At 72.5% G+C, this 18,967-nt stretch carries 14 protein-coding genes, 1 pseudogene and 1 riboswitch; of the genes and pseudogenes, 12 read left to right on the top strand and 3 right to left on the bottom strand.

Annotated elements, in window-relative coordinates; genetic code table 11:
• Positions 1–11: 11 nt before the first annotated feature.
• Complete coding sequence (locus HD601_RS07420) at positions 12–2,426, bottom strand: Tex family protein (RefSeq protein ID WP_184820635.1); 2,415 nt, start codon at positions 2,424–2,426, stop codon at positions 12–14.
• A 113-nt stretch (positions 2,427–2,539) separates the two neighbouring features.
• Positions 2,540–2,652, top strand: a riboswitch (SAM riboswitch).
• 30 nt (positions 2,653–2,682) lie between these two features.
• On the opposite strand from HD601_RS07420, the gene HD601_RS07415 reads away from it, so the two are divergent.
• The 5 genes and pseudogenes from HD601_RS07415 to HD601_RS35495 all read left to right on the top strand — a co-directional run bounded on the left by HD601_RS07415 (position 2,683) and on the right by HD601_RS35495 (position 7,332).
• The gene (locus HD601_RS07415; RefSeq protein ID WP_425503377.1) at positions 2,683–3,975 is read left to right on the top strand and encodes an aminotransferase class V-fold PLP-dependent enzyme; all 1,293 of its coding nucleotides are present in this window, start codon (positions 2,683–2,685) and stop codon (positions 3,973–3,975) included.
• Between the two features lie 34 nt (positions 3,976–4,009).
• A complete protein-coding gene (locus HD601_RS07410; protein WP_184820633.1) occupies positions 4,010–4,999 on the top strand; it encodes a M28 family peptidase in 990 nt (329 codons plus the stop codon).
• 81 nt (positions 5,000–5,080) lie between these two features.
• The gene (locus tag HD601_RS07405; protein WP_184820631.1) at positions 5,081–5,827 is read left to right on the top strand and encodes a CAP domain-containing protein; all 747 of its coding nucleotides are present in this window, start codon (positions 5,081–5,083) and stop codon (positions 5,825–5,827) included.
• A 119-nt stretch (positions 5,828–5,946) separates the two neighbouring features.
• Entirely contained in the window at positions 5,947–6,345 is a 399-nt protein-coding gene (locus tag HD601_RS07400; RefSeq protein WP_221440664.1) for a MerR family transcriptional regulator, read from the top strand.
• A pseudogene (locus HD601_RS35495) lies at positions 6,345–7,332 on the top strand (aldo/keto reductase). The gene HD601_RS07400 and the pseudogene HD601_RS35495 overlap by 1 nt, the downstream one beginning before the upstream one ends.
• Here HD601_RS35495 and HD601_RS07390 read toward each other — a convergent pair.
• On the bottom strand, positions 7,287–8,144 hold the full coding sequence (locus tag HD601_RS07390) for a YndJ family transporter (protein ID WP_184820627.1): 858 nt from the start codon (positions 8,142–8,144) through the stop codon (positions 7,287–7,289). The pseudogene HD601_RS35495 and the gene HD601_RS07390 overlap by 46 nt on opposite strands.
• Positions 8,145–8,180: 36 nt before the next feature.
• On the opposite strand from HD601_RS07390, the gene HD601_RS07385 reads away from it, so the two are divergent.
• Both HD601_RS07385 and topA read left to right on the top strand, forming a co-directional pair.
• Positions 8,181–8,897, top strand: coding sequence for a YggS family pyridoxal phosphate-dependent enzyme (locus tag HD601_RS07385; protein WP_184820625.1), 717 nt, complete (start codon positions 8,181–8,183; stop codon positions 8,895–8,897).
• A gap of 162 nt (positions 8,898–9,059) precedes the next feature.
• Entirely contained in the window at positions 9,060–11,681 is a 2,622-nt protein-coding gene (gene topA, locus HD601_RS07380; RefSeq protein ID WP_184820623.1) for a type I DNA topoisomerase, read from the top strand.
• An 87-nt stretch (positions 11,682–11,768) separates the two neighbouring features.
• Here topA and HD601_RS07375 read toward each other — a convergent pair whose 3' ends face one another.
• Positions 11,769–12,407 (bottom strand): cupin domain-containing protein, encoded by a 639-nt coding sequence (locus tag HD601_RS07375; protein WP_184820621.1) that lies wholly within the window; start codon positions 12,405–12,407, stop codon positions 11,769–11,771.
• Positions 12,408–12,588: 181 nt separating this feature from the next.
• Between HD601_RS07375 and HD601_RS07370 the strand changes: the two genes are divergently transcribed.
• The 5 genes from HD601_RS07370 (at position 12,589) to HD601_RS07350 (ending at position 18,966) form a co-directional block, all read left to right on the top strand.
• Positions 12,589–13,308 (top strand): isochorismatase family protein, encoded by a 720-nt coding sequence (locus HD601_RS07370; RefSeq protein WP_184820619.1) that lies wholly within the window; start codon positions 12,589–12,591, stop codon positions 13,306–13,308.
• A gap of 116 nt (positions 13,309–13,424) precedes the next feature.
• Positions 13,425–15,041 carry a gamma-glutamyltransferase family protein gene (locus tag HD601_RS07365; protein WP_184820617.1) on the top strand — a complete coding sequence of 539 codons (1,617 nt, stop codon included), beginning with the start codon at positions 13,425–13,427 and terminating at the stop codon, positions 15,039–15,041.
• 18 nt (positions 15,042–15,059) lie between these two features.
• On the top strand, positions 15,060–16,127 hold the full coding sequence (locus HD601_RS07360) for an ABC transporter substrate-binding protein (protein WP_184820615.1): 1,068 nt from the start codon (positions 15,060–15,062) through the stop codon (positions 16,125–16,127).
• A complete protein-coding gene (locus tag HD601_RS07355) occupies positions 16,124–17,245 on the top strand; it encodes an ATP-binding cassette domain-containing protein (protein ID WP_221440663.1) in 1,122 nt (373 codons plus the stop codon). The genes HD601_RS07360 and HD601_RS07355 overlap by 4 nt, the downstream gene beginning before the upstream one ends.
• Positions 17,245–18,966 (top strand): ABC transporter permease subunit, encoded by a 1,722-nt coding sequence (locus HD601_RS07350; protein ID WP_184820613.1) that lies wholly within the window; start codon positions 17,245–17,247, stop codon positions 18,964–18,966. Before HD601_RS07355 ends, HD601_RS07350 begins: the two co-directional genes overlap by 1 nt.
• Position 18,967: the final 1 nt, after the last annotated feature.

Genomic DNA, 18,967 nt, shown 5'->3' with positions numbered 1-18,967 from the left:
TCGGCGTGCCGTCAGCGGCCGTAGCCGGCCCTCCGGAAGGCGTCGGCGATGGCGCCGCCGGGCGTGGAGTCGCGGTCGCGCTGTGGCCGGCCGCCGCGCTGACCACCACCGGGCTGGCCCCCGCGAGGCTGACCGCCGCCACGCTGCCCGCCGCGGGGCTGTCCGCCGTCGCCGTCGCGCCGCCCGCCGGAGCGGCCGCCCGCGCCGGGTGCGGGCAGCTCGTCGTCGAGGCGGAGGGTCAGCGAGATGCGCTTGCGGTCGACGTCGATGTCCATGACCTTGACCTGGACGACGTCGCCGGGCTTGACGACCTCGCGCGGGTCCGACACGAACCGCTTCGACATGGCCGACACGTGCACCAGGCCGTCCTGGTGCACGCCGACGTCGACGAACGCGCCGAACGCCGCGACGTTGGTGACCACGCCCTCGAGGCGCATGCCCGGCTTCAGGTCGGTGATCTTCTCGACGCCGTCGCTGAAGGTGGCGGTGCGGAACGACGGGCGCGGGTCGCGGCCGGGCTTCTCGAGCTCGCGCAGCACGTCGGTGACCGTGGGCACGCCGAAGAGCTCGTCGGCGAAGTCGGCCGGGCGGAACTCGCGCAGGGCCCGGGTGTCGCCGAGCAGCCCCTGCAGCTCGCGCCCGGAGGTGTCGACGATGCGCCGGACCAGCGGGTACGCCTCGGGGTGCACGCCGGAGGCGTCGAGCGGGTCGTCGCCGCCGGGGATGCGCAGGAAGCCGGCGCACTGCTCGAACGCCTTGGGGCCGAGCCGTGCGACCTCCTTGAGCGCCGTGCGGGTGCGGAACGGGCCGTGGTTCTCGCGGTGGGCGACGATGTTGTCGGCCAGTCCCGGCGTGATGCCCGAGACCCGGCTGAGCAGCGGCGTCGAGGCGGTGTTGAGGTCGACTCCGACGGCGTTGACGCAGTCCTCGACGACGGCGTCGAGCGAGCGGGAGAGCGCGAAGTCGGGGAGGTCGTGCTGGTACTGACCCACGCCGATGGACTTCGGGTCGATCTTGACCAGCTCGGCCAGCGGGTCCTGCAGCCGTCGCGCGATGGACACCGCGCCGCGCAGCGAGACGTCCATGCCGGGCAGCTCCTGCGAGGCGAACGCCGACGCGGAGTACACCGACGCGCCCGCCTCGGAGACCACGATCTTGGTCAGCCCGGGCCGCAGCTTCACCAGGTCGGCGGCGAGCTTGTCGGTCTCGCGCGAGGCCGTGCCGTTGCCGATGGCGACCAGCTCGACGTCGTGCTCCCGTGCGAGTCGCTCCAGCGTGGTCAGCGCCTCGTTCCACCGGTTGGCCGGCTGGTGCGGGTAGATCGTGTCGGTGGCGACGACCTTGCCGGTGGCGTCGACGACGGCGACCTTGACGCCGGTGCGGAACCCGGGGTCGAGGCCCAGCGTGGCGCGGGTGCCGGCGGGCGCGGCCAGTAGCAGGTCGCGCAGGTTGGTGGCGAAGACCCGGATCGCCTCTTCCTCGGCCGCCTCGCGCAGCCGGGTGCGCAGGTCGAGGTCGAGACGGAGCATGATGCGGGTGCGCCAGGCCCAGCGGACGGTGTCGGACAGCCAGCCATCGGCCGGCCGGCCCTCGTCGCGGATGCCGAAGCGGTGGGCGATCTCGGACTCGTACGCCGCGGTGGAGCCGTCGTCGCCGGTGGGGTCGACGGTGAGGTCGAGGACCTCCTCCTTCTCGCCGCGAAGCATGGCCAGGACCCGGTGCGACGGCAGCTTCGTGAGCGGCTCGGCGAACGCGAAGTAGTCGGCGAACTTGGCGCCGTCCTGCTCCTTGCCCTCGCGCACCTTGGCCGTCATGCGCCCCGCGGTCCATACCTGCTCGCGCAGGGTGCCGATGAGGTCGGCGTCCTCGGTGAACCGCTCGACCAGGATGGCCCGGGCGCCGGCCAGCGCGGCGGCGGCGTCCTCGACCCCGGCCTCGGGGTTGAGGTAGCCGGCGGCGACGGCCTGCGGGTCCAGCATGGGGTCGGTGAGCAGGCCGTCGGCCAGCGGCTCGAGCCCGGCCTCGCGGGCGATCTGCGCCTTGGTGCGCCGCTTCGGCTTGTACGGCAGGTAGATGTCCTCGAGCCGGGCCTTGGTGTCGGCGAGGAGGATCTGCGCCTCGAGGGCGTCGTCGAGCTTGCCCTGCTCGCGGATGGACTCGAGCACCGCCGCCCGGCGCTCCTCGAGCTCGCGCAGGTAGCGCAGCCGCTCCTCGAGCGTGCGCAGCTGGGTGTCGTCGAGCCCGCCGGTGCGCTCCTTGCGGTACCGGGCGATGAACGGGACCGTGCTGCCCTCGTCGAGGAGGGTGACGGCGGCGCCGACCTGGTGCTCGTGGACGCCGATCTCCTCGGCGATGCGCTGCTGGACGGACGGCAGGGCGGGCTTGGTCACGTAATTCCACTCTCGTCGACGGGACGTCTCCGGCATTCTGCATCGCCGGGCGGGCCCACCGCGAGCCGGTCGGAGATCTCGATCGGTGAGACGATTTCGTTCGAGGGATGGACGTTGTCGACTCTCGCCGGTTAGGCTTCCGGTCGAAAGGTCATGAGCGCCAGCGCCAAGCCCCGGCTCGCTGGCCGGCAACCCTCCGCCGCGGTGGGGTGCCCCGGGTGACGACCTGGCCGGCTCGGTTCCGAGACGGCAAGCGCGGACCCGGCCCAGGGTCCCGAGTCCTGGAGGACCCGTGACCGTGACCGACCTGCCCCGCCTCGCCACCCCGCTGCCGGCCGCGCCCACCCGGCCGCTGCTGCCGGTCGTCGGCGGCGACCTGCGCGCGCCGCTGGCCGGCGGGGGCGACACCCGCTACGTCAACCTCGACTACGCGGCCAGCGCGCCGGCGCTGCAGGCCGTCGCCGACCACGTCGCCGCGATCCTGCCGACCTACGCCAGCGTGCACCGCGGCGCCGGGTACGCCTCGCAGCTGTCGACCCAGCGTTACGAGGACGCCCGCGGCACCGTCGCCCGGTTCGTCGGCGCCCGCCCGGACGACGTCGTCGTGTTCACCCGCAACACCACCGACGCGCTGAACCTGCTGGCCGGCTGCGTCCCGGACGGCGGCGAGGTGGTGGTCCTCGACATCGAGCACCACGCGAACCTGCTGCCCTGGCAGCGGCTCGCGCACCGCGTGGTGCCCGCGGCCGCGACGCTGGCGCAGACCCTGAGCCGGCTCCAGGTCGAGTTGGCCCGGCGCCCGGCCGCCCTGCTCGCCGTGACCGGCGCCTCGAACGTGACGGGGGAGCAGCTGCCGCTGGGCGCGCTGGCCGGGCTGGCGCACCGCCACGGCGCCCGCATCGCCGTCGACGCCGCCCAGCTCGCGCCGCACCGGCGCATCGACGTCGTCGCCGGTGAGATCGACTACGTCGCGTTCTCCGGGCACAAGCTCTACGCGCCGTTCGGCGCCGGCGTCCTGGTCGGCCGGCGCGACTGGCTCGACGCCGCACCTCCGTACCTGGCCGGCGGCGGCGCCGTCCGCGAGGTCACGGTGACGGCCACGGACTGGGCGCCCGCCCCGGCCCGGCACGAGGGCGGCTCGCCGAACGTCATCGGCGCGGCGGCGCTGGCCCGCGCCTGCGAGGCCGTGGCGGCACTGCCCGAGGGGTGCGCCGAGGTGCACGAGTCGGCGCTGCGCCGGCGGCTGCTGGCCGGACTGGACCGCATCGACGGCGTGCGGACGCTGCGGCTGTGGCCCGACAGCGGCTCCGCCATCGGCGTCGTCGCGTTCACCGTCGACGGCTACCCGGCGCGCCAGGTGGCCGAGTACCTGTCCGCGGAGCACGGCATCGGCGTGCGCGACGGGCGGTTCTGCGCGCACCCGTTGCTCTCCAAGCTCAGCGCCGACGGCGGTGCGCTGCGGGCGAGCTTCGGGCTCGGCTCCACCGCCGACGACGTCGACCGCCTGCTGGCCGCCGTCGAGCGGCTGGTCACCGAGGGCACCACGCGCACCTACGCCACCAGCGCGGAGCGCCCCTGCGACTAGGGGGTGTCCCGCGCACGGCGACGTACCATGCAGAGTGGCCAGGTATCGCCTCGCGACGGCCGCTGCTCTCGTGCTGACGGTGTCCGCATGCAGCGGCGACGGCGACGAGCCCGCCTCCGCGCCGACGCCGTCCCCGTCGCTCTCGGTGACCAGGACGCCGTCGCCCACTGAGACGCCGAGTCCGACGCCCACTCCGACGCCGACCCCCACGCCCACCCCGCCGGTGTTCGACCCGGCCGCCGCGTACGCCGTCGTCGAGCACCTGGCGGGGACCATCGGGCCGCGCGAGGCGACGTCACCGGCGTTCGGCCAGGCCGCGCAGTACGTCGCCGACACCCTGGCGCCGTTGGGCTATCAGCTGTCCAGTCAGCCGTTCGAGGTGCCGGCCGGCAACTCCTGGGGCGTCGACGTCGCCGCGGGCACGTCGGCCAACCTCATCGCCGACCCGCCCGGCTTCGATCCCGCGCGGCCGCACGTCGTCGTCGGCGCGCACCTCGACACCGTCCCGCAGGCGCCGGGCGCCGAGGACAACGCGTCCGGCATCGGGGTCATGATCGAGCTCGCTCGCATGGCCGCTGCCCAGCCGCCGGGACTGCCGGTGCGGTTCGTCGCGTTCGGGGCCGAGGAACCGCGCGGCGACGGCGACTCCCTGCACCACTTCGGGTCGCAGTTCTACGTCCGTGAGCTGACGGCGGAGCAGGCGGCCGCGACCACCGGCATGGTGTCGCTCGACCGCGTCGGCGTGGCCGCGGACCACGTGCCGGTGTGCACGGGCGGGCGCGGCACCACGGCGCTGCGGGACGCGCTGGTCGCCGCCGCCGCGACGGCCGCGGTTCCGGTGCAGACCTGCGAGAACCGCTCCAGCGACCACTGGTCGTTCGAGAAGGTGGACCTGCCGTCGGCGCGGCTGGGCAGCATCCCGTACGACGGCTACCACTCGGCCGCCGACGTGCCGGACGTCGTCGACCCCGCTCAGCTGGACCGCGTCGGCACCGTCGTGTGGGCCTGGCTGGGTACGTACTGAGGGGCGAGACGCCCGGAACGCGGAGGTTTCGGCCGCTTCCACCTGGGGAGAATGCCCTGGGTCGAGCGGACGGAGGCGAGCATGCGGTCAGGGCGGGTGTCCACCGCGGCCTGCGCAGCCCTCGTCGCCGGCGTCCTCGCACTCACCGGCTGTGGCACGCAGGACCCTCTCGCGGTCCCCAGCGAGGAGACCACCGAGCCATGGCCCTGGGAGAAGTACCCGCCCACCGAGACGCCCACGCCCAGCGCGGCCGCGGCCACCCCCACCGCCACGCCGACACCCACACCGACGCCAACGCCGACCGCCACCGAGGCTCCGGACGAGCCGGCCGACACCCCGGAGCCCGAGCCCACCCGCACCACCGAGCCGGAGCCCGAGGAGTCCCAGGAGCCCGAGCCCACCGAGGAGCCCGAGCCCAGCGACGAGCCGGACCAGCCCGTGGGCGGCTTCTCCGAGCGCGAGCAGGAGGTCCTCGACCTCACCAACGAGGCTCGCGCGGACGAGGGCTGCGAGCCGCTCCGCGCCGACGACCGGCTGCACGAGGCGGCGGTCCTGCACAGCGAGGACATGGCCGAGCGCGACTACTTCGACCACGTCACCCCTGAGGGCGTCGGCCCAGGTGAACGCGCCGAACGGGCCGGCTACGACGGCTGGGGCGGCGAGAACATCGCCTGGGGATACCGCAGCGCCGAGGACGTCGTCGAGGGCTGGATGGACAGTCCCGGTCACCGGAAGAACATCCTGAACTGCGACTTCGTGGCCATCGGCGTCGGCGAGGCCGACAGCGACCGCGGCCCCTACTGGACCCAGACGTTCGGCTACGAATGACCGGCCTCTTGAGCCTCAGCTGAGAAGTGTACTTCGGCTACCGGCCTCCTGAGCCTCAGCTGAGAAGCGTACTTCGGCTACTTGACTTCGAGTGCGCTCGAAGTCCTACGGTCGTAGCTGTGACGACGCTCGACGTACGTGACACACCGATCGCCCAACCGACAGAGACCATCTCCGAGGTGGCCGAGCGCACCGGCGTGACGGCGCACACCCTGCGCTACTACGAGCGCATCGGCCTGCTCGACGTCCCGCGCGACAGCGCCGGGCGCCGGCACTACACCCCTGACGACGTCGACCGGGTCGTGTTCATCACCCGGCTGCGCCAGCTCGACATGCCCATCCGCGACATCCAGCGCTACTTCGAGCTGGTCGCGGCCGGCCCAGGGACGGAGCCGGACCGGCTCGCGCTCCTCGTCGAGCACCGCGAGACCGTGCGCGTGCGCATGGAGGCCCTGCGCATCGCCCTCGACGTCGTCGACTTCAAGATCGCCAAGTACGGAGGTACAGCGACACCGTGATCCCTCAGCGCACCCTCGGCCGGTCCGGCCCGACGGTCTCGGCCCTCGGCCTGGGCTGCATGGGTATGAGCCAGTCCTACGGCCCCGGCGACGACACGGAGTCCGTCGCGACCATCCACCGGGCGCTCGACCTCGGCGTGACGCTCCTCGACACCGCGGACATGTACGGCCCGCACGTCAACGAGGAGCTGGTCGGCCGGGCCATCGCCGGTCGCCGCGACGAGGTCGTCCTGGCCACCAAGTTCGGCATCGTTCGCGACCCTGCCGACCCGCTGAAGCGCGGCTTCGACGGCCGTCCCGAGTACGTCCGGGCGTCCATCGACGGGTCGCTGCGCCGCCTCGGCGTCGACCACGTCGACCTCTACTACCTGCACCGGGTCGACCCGAAGACGCCCATCGAGGACACCGTCGGCGCCATGGCCGAGCTGGTCCAGGGCGGGCAAGGTCCGCCACCTCGGGCTGTCCGAGGCCGCGCCCGACTCCATCCGCCGGGCGCACGCCGTCCACCCGATCGCGGCGGTGCAGTCGGAGTGGTCGCTGTGGAGCCGCGACGTCGAGGACGGTGTCGTCGGCACCTGCCGCGAGCTGGGCATCGGCCTGGTGCCGTACCGCCCGCTCGGGCGCGGCTTCCTCACCGGCGCCCTGAAGTCGCCCGACGACTTCGGCACTGACGACTACCGGCGGCACAACCCGCGGTTCCAGGGCGAGGCCTTCCAGCAGAACCTCGTGCTGGTCGGCCACGTGCGCGAGCTGGCGGCCGCCAAGGGCGCGACGCCGGGCCAGGTGGCGCTGGCCTGGGTGCTCTCCCGCGGCGACGACGTCGTGCCGATCCCCGGCACGAATCGGCGGACGTACCTCGAGGAGAACCTGGGCGCGCTCGAGATCACGCTCGACGCGGCCGACCTCGACGCGCTGGACTCGCTGGTCCCGTCCGGCGACCGCTACCCGGACATGACGTTCGTGGCCGGGGTGTCGCCCGCCCGCTGAAGCCGGCGCCACGCGAGCAGGCCGCAGACCGCGAAGCCGAGCGCGTTGGCCAGGCCGTGCGTCGCGGCCATCCAGGTCAGCGACAGGTGCGGGACGGCGTCCCAGACCTGCCCCGCGGCCCAGCTGAGCGCCAGCAGCATGGTCGCGGCGAGCACGGCCGCGCTGACGGCGAACAGCGCCCGCGTCGGGCGGCTGCGCGCCGAGGGGGCGACGTCGCGCCAGACGGTCCAGCCGAGCAGCCACATGCCGGCCGTCAGGACGACGGCGCCGGCCAGCTCGACGCCGTCGCCGGTGAAGTAGCCGAGGAAGACCAGCGCGATGCCCGCGGGCACCGTCAGGGCGGCCACGGACGACGACGGCGACGGCGCCCGGCTCGCGGTGAGCCCGGCGACGAGGGCCGCCGCGAACCCGGCGTAGTGGAAGTGCGCCACGGTCAGCAGCTGGGTCGTCATGCCGAAGCCGAGCAGCTCCCAGCCGCCGCGCTCGGCGATCAGCGAGCTGGCCGCGATCGTCGGCGACACCATGGCGGTGAGCACGGCGACCTCGACCGGCGCCAGCGACCGGCGGCGCGGCAGCCGCGACAGGGCGAGCACCGCGAGCCAGGCCGCCACGGCCGCATAGCAGCAGGCCAGCACGACGGCGAAGGTGTCGCCGCGGTCGAGCAGCAGCGACAGCCCGCCGAGCAGCCCGGCGAACGGCCAGACCTGGCCGACCGCCCCGAGCCGCTGCCGGTCGTCGCCGAGGAGCCGCAGCCCGAGGGGCACCACGACGACCATCCCGAGCGCCAGGATCCAGCCGACCAGTACCGTCACGCACAGAACACTAGAGGTCGAGGCGGAAGGGGACCGATGCCGGCCGAGGCGGACATCCGGGGCAATCTGGCGGCGGTGCGGGAACGGGTCGACGCCGCCTGCGTGGCGGCCGGACGCGCCCCGGACGAGGTCGAGCTGCTGCTGGCCACGAAGACCCAGCCGGCCGCCCGCATCGCCGAGGCCGTCGCCGCCGGCGCCCGTCTCATCGGCGAGAACCGCGTGCAGGAGCTGGCCGAGAAGGACGAGGAGCTGACGGCGCTGGCGGCCGGCCACGCGTTCGAGCGGCACTTCATCGGCCACCTGCAGTCCAACAAGGTGAACCAGGTGCTCCGCTACGTCGGCTGCGTGCAGTCCGTCGACGGCGCCGAGCTGGCCGGCCGGCTGCAGCGCCGGCTCGAGACGCTGGACCGCACCCTCGACGTGCTGGTGCAGGTCAACACGTCGGGCGAGCCGAGCAAGTCCGGCGCGTCCCCGGCGGACGCCGTCGCCGTCGTCCAGCAGGTCGCCGCGCACGACCGGCTGCGGGTCCGCGGCCTGATGACGGTGGGTCTGCAGTCGCCGGATGAGGCGGCCGTGCGGGCGTCCTACCGGGCGCTGCGCGAGCTGCGCGACCGCGCCGCCGACGCCGTCGGAACCGGGCTCCCGGTGCTCTCCATGGGCATGAGCGGCGACCTCGAGGCGGCCGTCGCCGAGGGCGCCACACTGGTCCGCATCGGGTCCGCGGTCTTCGGCGAACGGGCCCGGACGGCCTGATTTCACCAGGAGACGGACGTGTTGATCATTCGCGGCGGGGATCTCCGTGCGGTTATCCTCTTCGCGTCTCGGGAACAACGTCGGATACCGTGCGTTGACGCGGGGGAGATGTACATGGACCGAAGGGGTCGGTTCAGCGCGCCCGGGGAGTGAGGAGCATCCATGGCTCGATCCACGAACGGCACGGCCCGCCGCCGTCTGGTCGTCGTGGAGTCGCCGGCGAAGGCGAAGACCATCGCCGGCTACCTTGGTGACGGATACATGGTCGAGTCGTCCTTCGGGCACATCCGCGATCTCCCGTCGAAGAAGACCGAGGTCCCCGCCGCCGAACGCGAGCGGTACGGCAACCCGGTCGGCGTCGACGTCGACGGCGGGTTCGAGCCGCTCTACATCGTCCCGGCCGGCCGTGCCAAGGACCAGGTCAAGAAGCTCAAGACCATGCTCAAGGAGGCCGACGAGCTCCTGCTCGCCACCGATGAGGACCGCGAGGGCGAGGCCATCGCGTGGCACCTGCGCGAGGAGCTGAAGCCGAAGGTCCCGGTGCGCCGCATGGTCTTCCACGAGATCACGCGCGACGCCATCCGGGCCGCCGTCGAGAACCCCCGCGACATCGACGAGGACCTCGTCGACGCCCAGGAGACGCGGCGCATCGTCGACCGCCTCTACGGCTACCAGGTCTCGCCGGTGCTGTGGCGCAAGGTCATGCAGGGCCTGTCGGCGGGACGGGTCCAGAGTGTCGCCACGCGGCTCGTGGTCGACCGCGAACGCGAGCGCATGGCGTTCCGGTCGGCGGAGTACTGGGACCTCACCGCCACGCTCGACACCGGCACGTCCGACGACCCTCACGCCTTCGAGGCGCGGCTGGCCACCGTCGACGGCGTCCGCGTGGCCACCGGCCGCGACTTCGACGCCCGCGGCGAGGTCAGGACCCGCGAGGTCGCCGTGCTCGACGAGCAGCGCGCCCGGGCCCTGGCCGCCGCGCTCGGCGACGCCGACTACACCGTCCGCTCCGTCGAGGCCAAGCCGTACACCCGCAAGCCGTACGCGCCGTTCCGCACCACCACCATGCAGCAGGAGGCCTCGCGCAAGCTGGGCTACGGCGCGGCCCGCACCATGCAGGTGGCGCAGCGGCTGTACGAGAACGGCTTCATCACCTATATGCGTACCGACTCCATCACGCTCTCGGACTCCGCGCTCAACGCGGCGCGGGCGCAGGTGGCGGAGCTGTACGGCACCGAGTACCTGCCCGACGCGCCGCGCAAGTACACCAGCAAGGTCAAGAACGCCCAAGAAGCGCACGAGGCCATCCGCCCGGCGGGCGACAGCTTCCGCACCCCGGCCGAGACCGGCCTGCGCGACGACGAGTACCGGCTCTACGAGCTGATCTGGATGCGCACCGTCGCCTCGCAGATGCGCGACGCCAAGGGCGAGACGCTGACCGTCCGGGTCGGCGCCACGGCCGCCACGGGCGAGGCCGTCGAGCTCACGGCGTCGGGCCGCACCATCACCTTCCACGGCTTCCTCAAGGCCTACGTCGAGGGCGCCGACGACCCCGACGCCGAGCTCGACGACCGCGAGCGCCGGCTGCCGCAGCTCACCGAGGGCCAGGGGCTCACGGCCGCCGGCATCGAGCCCGAGGGCCACAGCACCAAGCCGCCGGCCCGCTACACCGAGGCCACGCTGGTCAAGGAGCTCGAAGACCGCGAGATCGGCCGCCCGTCCACGTACGCGTCGATCATCCGCACCATCCTCGACCGCGGCTACGTGTTCAAGCGCGGCACCGCGCTGGTGCCGGCCTGGCTGGCGTTCGCCGTGGTGCGGCTGCTCGAAGAGCACTTCACCCGCCTGGTCGACTACGAGTTCACCGCCAAGATGGAGGACGTCCTCGACGAGATCGCCGGCGGCCGCGCCGACCGCGCCGACGAGCTGGCGCAGTTCTGGCACGGCGACGACAGCGTCGACGGGCTCAAGAAGCTCGCCGACAACCTCGGCGAGATCGACGCACGCGAGATCTCGTCCTTCCCCATCGGCGACGGCTTCACGGTGCGGGTCGGGCGCTACGGTCCCTATCTCGAGGACGCCGAGGGCAACCGCGGCAGCATCCCCGAGGACCTTCCGCCCGACGAGCTCGACTCCGAGAAGGCGCGCGAGCTGGTCAGCCGCGGCAACGGCGACCGCGAGCTGGGGGTCAACCCCGCCAGCGGGCGCACCGTGGTCGCGAAGTCCGGCCGCTACGGCCCCTACGTCACCGAGATCCTCCCCGACGACGCCCCGAAGAACGAGCGGCCGCCCACGGCGTCGCTGTTCAGCACCATGGCCGTCGAGACGGTGTCGCTGGACGAGGCGCTGCAGCTGCTCACCCTGCCGCGCGTGGTCGGCAAGGACCCCGAGGGTGTGGAGATCGTGGCCAGCAACGGCCGCTACGGCCCGTACGTGAAGAAGGGCACCGACACCCGGTCCCTCCCCGACGAGGCCTCGCTGTTCACCGTCACCGTCGAGGACGCCGAGAAGCTCTTCGCCCAGCCCAAGGGCCGCCGCGGCGCCCGGGCGGCCACCCCGCCGCTGCGCGAGCTGGGCACCGACCCGGTGTCGAACAAGCCGCTGGTGGTCAAGGACGGCCGGTTCGGCCCCTACATCACCGACGGCGAGGTCAACGTCACCGTGCCGCGCGACACCGACATCGAGCAGCTGACCCACGAGCGCGCGGTCGAGCTCATCGCCGAGAAGCGGGCCAAGGGCCCGGCGCCGAAGAAGCGGGCCGCGCGGGCGCGCAGCCGCAGCTGACCCCGTCGCCACCCGGACGAACGAGAACGGGCGCCGGCCACCCCCAGCAGGGTGACCGGCGCCCGTCGCCGGTGTGGAGCCGACGTCTCAGTCGCCGCGGACGATGAATCCGGGCGGGCCGAAGCGGACCCCGGTCTCGGGGTCGACGCTGTAGTGGGAGTACGGCGAGTAGCTCTTGGAGGCGATCTCCTTCTCGACCTCCTCCATGGGCACGTGCTTGCCGGCCTCGATCTTGCGGTCCAGGCCGAGCCAGTCGAGCATGCGCTTGTTGGTGATGCCCATGTAGAGGACGGGCCCGTCGCCGGAGTTCACGTGGGTGTGCCACTGCATGGTCGGGATGAACAGGAAGTCGCCCTGCTCCCAGGGGACCTTGACGCCCTGGACCTCGGAGTGGCCGACGCCCTTCATGATGTAGATCGCGGCCTCGTTGTGGTGCTTGTGCAGGCGGGTCTGCTGGCCGGGCGCGAGCTCGGAGATGTGCAGCTGGATCGTCCGCAGCGGCAGGTCGATGTCGCGGGCCGGGTGCTGGCGGTCACCGTCCGCGTACAGGTCGAGGTGCGGCTGGCGGTGGATGAGCGGCTGCGCCTCGAGCGGGCGGACCTCGTCCTCGTGGTAGTGCAGCTTGCCGGTGCGGCGCGGGTTGCTCGGGTCGTGGTCGTGCCCGTGTCCGTGGCCGTGACCATGCCCGTGGCCGCCGGGCTGCTCCGGCGCGTCGTGATCGGTCATTGCGGAGTGCTCCTCGCTCGATGGGGCGCGCTAGTCCGGGTTCTGCCCACGATGATGCACCCGGTTCGGCGTGTCAAGGATAAAAGATACGGTTGACGGAACTGTGTCCGGAGGTTTATATCTCGTATCCAATCCACTGCGGCCACTGTCGTCGCCGCGGTCCGGCGGGACGGAGCTGTGCATGGCCGAGCGGGTGTGGGACGCCTTCCTCAGTGAGCGCGACAAGGCCCATCTGGCCGCGTCGCCGTCCACCACACGGTACGGGTTCGGCCGCAAGGCCGTGGTGCTGAGCGTCGACAACTATCGCAAGGCGGTGGGCGACGAGCCCGAGCCGCTGCTCGAGGCGATCAGGACCTGGCCGGGCAGCACGGGCGAGGACGGCTGGGCGGCGCTGGAGCGGATCGAGCAGCTGCTGGCGACCGCGCGCGAGTGCGGCGTCGAGGTGGTCCACCTGACCGCGCTGTCGGCGGAGGAGTCCGGCATCCCCGCGTGGGGCGCGAAGATCGGCGGCCGGCACGCGCCGCCGGTGCGCACGCCCGAGGAGGCCGACCGGCACCGGCGCCGGCTCGACATCGTCGACCAGGCCGCGCCGCTCCCGGGCGAGGTGGTGCTGAAGAAGACGGGGCCGAGCGCTTTCTTCGGCACCCCTCTCGCCGCGCACCTCATCGGCCAGGGCGTCGACACGCTCATCGTCTGCGGCGAGAGCGTCAGCGGCTGCGTCCGCGCCACGGTGGTCGACGGGCGCAGCCACCGGTTCAACGTCATCGTCGTCGAGGACTGCGTCTACGACCGGCACGAGGCCTCGCGTGCGATCAACCTGTTCGACATGGACCAGAAGTACGCCGACGTCATCTCGCTCGACGAGGTGACGACCTGGTTGCGCTCGCAAGCCGCACATTGACGGCACGAGTCGAACGCCCTTAGCGTATTGCGGATACAACATCTAATAGCCAAGCCCGTGGCTCTCGCTCCACCGTTGCATCGTCCGACCCGCCCGCACCGATCTCCGGAGGCGCGATGAGCATCGTCGTCTGCCCGCAGCCACTCGCCGCGGAAGCCGCGCGTGACGTCCTCGAGGCGGGTGGCAACGCGGTCGACGCGTGCGTGACCGCCGCGGTCGTGCAGGGCGTCGTCGACCCGCTGATGTGCGGCTTCGGCGGCTACGGCGTCATGTCGGTGCGCACCGCGGACGGCGAGGTCACGACGCTGGACTTCTTCGGCCGGGCGCCGCTCGCGGCCGTCGAGGGCGAGCACAGCGACAAGCTGCGCAGCGAGTTCGCCTACGACTACGGCTTCGTGCTCGAAGGCGGCGAGAACGAGATCGGCTACGGCAGCATCGCCACGCCGGGCACGGTGGCGGGGCTCGCCACCGCGCTGGAACGTTTCGGCTCGCTGCCGTGGGCGGGCGTGCTGGAGCCGGCGCTGGGCGTCGCGACCGACGGCTACCTCGTCACGCACGCGAACCGCGAGCAGTGGACCAGCGCCGACGGGCCGGACAAGCCCGGCGCCCAGACCCGGCTGCTCTACAGCGAGCCGGGCCGGGCCATGTTCGCGCCCGACGGCGACCTGGTGGCGGTCGGGAGCCGCATCCGCAACGGCGACCTCGCCGAGACCTTGCGCCGGCTGATGAAGGCCGGCGCCGCCGACTTCTACACCGGCGAGGTCGGACGGGCGATCGCGGCGGACCTGCGCGCCGGCGGCAGCGCGCTCACCGAGGCCGACCTCACGGCGTTCGTGCCGGAGGTCTCCGCTCCGTTACGCGGCAGCTACCGCGGCTACGGCATCGCCGTGCCGCCCCTGCCCAGCGGCGGCTTCAGTGTGCTCCAGGCGCTCAACGTGCTCGAGGTGCTGTTCCCCGACGGCCTGCCGGACTGGCTGTCCGCCGACGGGGTCGCCGGCACCGCCGACGCGCTGGTCGCGGCCATCGGCGACAAGTTCACCCACCTCGCCGGCTCGCGCGACACCGCGCTCCCCATCGACGACCTGCTGTCGAAGGAGCACGCCCGCGAGCTCGCCGCCGCCCTGCGCGCCGGCGCGGCCGACGACGAGAACGACACCGAGCCGCCCTCTACGACCCACGTCGCCGTGGTCGACGCCGCCGGCAACGCCGCGGCCGTCACGCACACCCTCGCGTCCGGCAGCGGCGTGTTCACGCCGGGCTTGGGCTTCATGTACAACAACTTCCTCCACGGGTACGACCCACGGCCCGGACGGTGGAACTCCCTGCGACCCGGCGGCACCCGCCCCGCGTCGATGTCGCCGGGCTTCGTCACCGACGCCGGCGGCGACCTCGTCGGCGTCTTCGGCGCCACGGGATCCACCCGCATCGTCACCAGCATCGTCCAGGTGCTCTCCCACCTGATCGACCGTTCCTGGGACCCCCACAGAGCCGTGTCCGCCCCGAGGATCAACGCCCAGCGGGACGGCCGCATCCAACTCGAGGGCCGGTTCCCCTCCGACGTCGTCCGCTCGCTGACCGCGGCCGGGCGCCCCGTCCAGCAACACCTGCGCAACTACGACTCCTACTTCGGCAAGGCGCACGTGCTGTGGAACGCGCACGGCGCCGGCTGGGAGGGCGTCGCGGACCCGCGCGCGGACGGCGGCACGGCGTTGGTGGCCACCAGCCCGTCCTGACCCCTTGAAAGGCGGATCATGAACCGCACCCCCAGGGCCGCCCTGCGCGCGGCCGTCGTCCTGACCAGCTCCGTCCTCGTCGTCGCCGGTTGTGGCGGGTCGGACGACGGCGATGAGCAGACCACGACGCCGGAGTCGTCCGGCGTGGTCGAGGGCTCGCTCGACGACGTCTGCGCCGCCGGCGCCGAGGAAGGCACCCTCATCGCCTGGAACAGCGAGGACGAAGAGGCCTACCGCAACATCTTCGACGCGTTCTCGAAGGACTACCCCGGCATCGAGCTCGAGTCGGTGAACCTGCGCCCCGACGACATCACCCAGCGGCTGATCACCGAGGGCGCCGCGGGCCGCGGCGTCGAGACGGACTTCCTGTCGCTGACCCAGGACAAGGCCGGCCCCCTCGTCGAGCGCGGGCTCCTGGACACCGACGTCGACTGGACCGCCGTCGGCGTCGCCGAGGAGCACGTCACCGCCAGCAACATGGTCCGCTCCGAGCGCATCGCCGTCGGGCTCTCGTACAACACGGACGAGGTCGACGAGGCCGACCTGCCGTCCACCTGGGAAGAGCTGATCGACCCGAAGTGGAAGGGCGAGGTGGTCGTGGACCCGCGCGGCGACCAGCTGCAGCTGCTCTCGCTGGTGTGGGGGCAGGACGAGACGCTCGACTACGTCCGCCGGCTGCGGGAGACCGTCGAGCCGGTGGTCGTCGAGGGCGCCACGGCCGGTCTGCTCACCGTCGCCAGCGGCGAGAACCTGCTGACCACGAACGGCCGGTCCGCCGAGACCGACGAGCAGCAGGGCAACGGGGCCCCGGTCGAGATCCACTACCTCGACGTCGTCCCGGCCGTCGACTACTACGCGGCGGTGCCCGCGGGCGCGCCGCACCCGAACGCCGGCGCCTGCTGGATCGGCTGGCTGTACTCGGAGGCGGGCCGCGACGCCAAGCAGGAGTTCGCGTTCAAGGGCAACGTCGACACCCCCGAGGAGGCCCAGGGCGCCGAGGTCGCGACCATCGAAACCGAGGAGGACGCGGCGCTCGCGACCGAGACCGCCGCCCTCATCAGCGACGTCTGGGCGGGTCGTTCGTGATCCGTGTCGAGGGCCTGCACAAGCGCTTCCCCGACCGCGGGCAGCACGTCAACGCCGTCGACGGGCTGAGCTTCGAGGCCGAGGAGGGCGAGCTCTACGCCCTCCTCGGCCCCAGCGGCTGCGGGAAGACGACCACGCTGCGCTGCGTGGCCGGCCTGGAGCGACCCGACAGCGGACGCATCACGCTCGGCGACGACGTGGTGTTCGGCGACGGGAAGATCGTGCCGGGCCACCGCCGCGACATCGGCATGGTGTTCCAGAACTACGCCGTGTGGCCGCACATGACCGTCTTCGACAACACGGCGTTCCCGCTGGAGGTCGACGGCGAGCGCCGGTCGAAGGGGAGTGTCGAGCAGGCGGTCGGCGAGGCGCTGGACCTCGTCGGCCTCTCCGGCTACGAGGGCCGCATGGCCACACAGCTCTCCGGCGGCCAGCAGCAGCGGCTGTCGCTGGCGCGGGCCCTGGTCCGGAGGCCGCGGGTGCTGCTGCTCGACGAGCCGCTGTCCAACCTCGACGCGAAGCTGCGCGAGCACATGCGCCAGGAGATCCGCCTGCTGCAGCAGCGGCTGAGCATCACCACCCTGTTCGTGACGCACGACCAGGTCGAGGCGCTGGCCATGTCGGACCGGATCGCCGTGCTCCGCGACGGCAGGATCGAGCAGGAGGGCACGCCCCAGGAGGTGTACGCGCAGCCGGCGACGGAGTTCGTGGCCGGCTTCGTCGGGGCGACCAACCTGGTGCCTGGGACGGTGACGGCGGCGGACGACGACGGCGTCACGGTCCGCACCGGCTTCGGCTCGGTCCGCGCCGTCGGCAGCGCCGGCACGCCTGTGGGCGGCGACGTCGTCCTCGCGATCCGTCCCGAGGACGTCGAGGTGCGCCCGCGCAAGGACGACGACGGCGCCGACGCGGCCGAGGCGCTGCCCAACACCTGGCCGGTCGAGGTGCGGCTGGCCTCGTTCACCGGCGCCATCACCGACCTGCGCCTGGCCGCCGAGGGCGACCAGGAGCTCATGGCGCGCTCGTTCTCGCGCAACGCCGTCCAGGGTCCCGACGCCGTCATGCACCTGCCGGTGGCGGCCTGCCGGGTACTGCCGGCCGACGGGGCGGGCGCGTAGTGCGCGGCGCCACGGCGAGCAGCCTGCGCCTGGCGGCGCCGCGTCTGGTCGTCCTGCTGGTGCTGGCCTACGTGGTCATCGTCCCGATCGGGATCCTGGTCTTCGCCAGCTTCCGGGACGCGCGCGGCGGGCTGCCGTTCGACGCCGTCAGCACCTGGTCGCTGGACAACTTCCGCGCGGTCTTCCTGGAGTCGCGGACCTACGAGCTGCTGATGAACACGCTCGTCCTGAGTCTCGGCTCGCTGGTGCTGGCGTTCGCGATCAGCCTGGCGGCCGCGTGGTTCATCGAGCGCACCGACTTCCCGTTCCGCGGCTTCGCGTTCGTCATGATCATCGCCGGACTGGGCACGCCCGGGTTCATCTCGGCGATCGCCTGGACCCTGCTGCTGAACCCGAGCAACGGCGTCATCAACGAGATGCTGCGCCCGCTCCTGGGCTGGGAGGGCGACGGGCCCCTCAACGTGCTGAGCCTGTGGGGCATGGTCCTGGTCGAGGGCCTCGGCCTGGTGCCGGTGACGTTCCTGCTCCTGACGGCCGCGTTCCGGGCCATCGACGCCACGCTCGAGGACGCCGGCACCATGAGCGGCGCGCACCCGCGGAAGATCGCCCGGCGCATCACCCTGCCGCTGCTGCTGCCGGCGATCCTCAGCACCTTCGTGTACCAGCTGGCCACCACCATCGAGTCGTTCGACGTGCCGGTGACGCTCGGCCTGCGCAACGGCATCATCGTGCTGCCGACCGAGGTGTTCCTGCAGATCAGCCCGAGCACCGGTCTGCCCGACTACGGCCTGGCCAGCGCCTACGGGCTGCTGCTCATCGCCGTGGTCGTGCCGCCGCTGCTCTACTACCAGCGCGTCATCAGCCGCAGTGAGCGGTACGCGACGGTGTCGGGGAACTCCTACCGCCAGCGCCGCACCACGCTCTCGCTGCGGATGAAGGTGGTCGGCTGGGTGCTGCTCGGCGGGTTCGTGCTGCTGGAGTTCGTGCTGCCGACGCTGATCCTGCTGTACACCAGCCTGCAGCCGTTCTACTCGGTGCCGTCGTGGGAGTCGATCGGCAACAGCTCCGTGGCCGCCTACCGCGACCTCGTCGGCAACGACCTCGTCACCGGGGCCCTGAGCAACACGCTCCTGGCGGCCGCGGGGGCCGGGCTCGCCACCCTCACGCTGGCCGCGGTGGTGTCGTGGTTCATCATCCGCAGCCGGACGTCGTTCCGCTCGGTGCTGGACTTCCTGGCGTTCATCCCGCACGCGATCCCGGCGCTGGTCATGGGCCTGAGCGTGGCGCTCATCTACCTGTACGTGCCGATCCCCATCTACGGGACCATCTGGATCATCGTCGTCGGCCTGATGACGCGCTACATCAGCCTGGCCACGCGGCAGATGAACACCGGCATCGGCAGCATCAAGCGCGAGCTGGAGGAAGCGGGGACGGCGAGCGGCGCGTCGGGGGCGCAGACCTTCCGCCGCATCCTGCTGCCGCTGGCCTTCCCGGCCTACGTCAACGGGTTCCTTCTGGTCGCGCTGCTGAGCGTGAAGAACCTGTCGATCCCGCTGGTGCTGAGCGGGGCGGACAGCCGCATGCTGTCGACCGTCATCTGGAACCGGTGGGACAATGGCGACACCGCCGGCACGGCCGCGCTGTCGATCGTCATGGTCGTCATCACGCTGATCCTGGCGGCCCTCTCCCATCGGGTCACGGCCCGGGTTCCACGGGGATGAC

It is taken from the genome of Jiangella mangrovi (genome assembly GCF_014204975.1).
Lineage (GTDB): Bacteria > Actinomycetota > Actinomycetes > Jiangellales > Jiangellaceae > Jiangella > Jiangella mangrovi.
The sequence above is the reverse complement of the archived record's forward strand: the minus strand, read 5'-3'. Positions and strand labels throughout refer to the sequence as shown.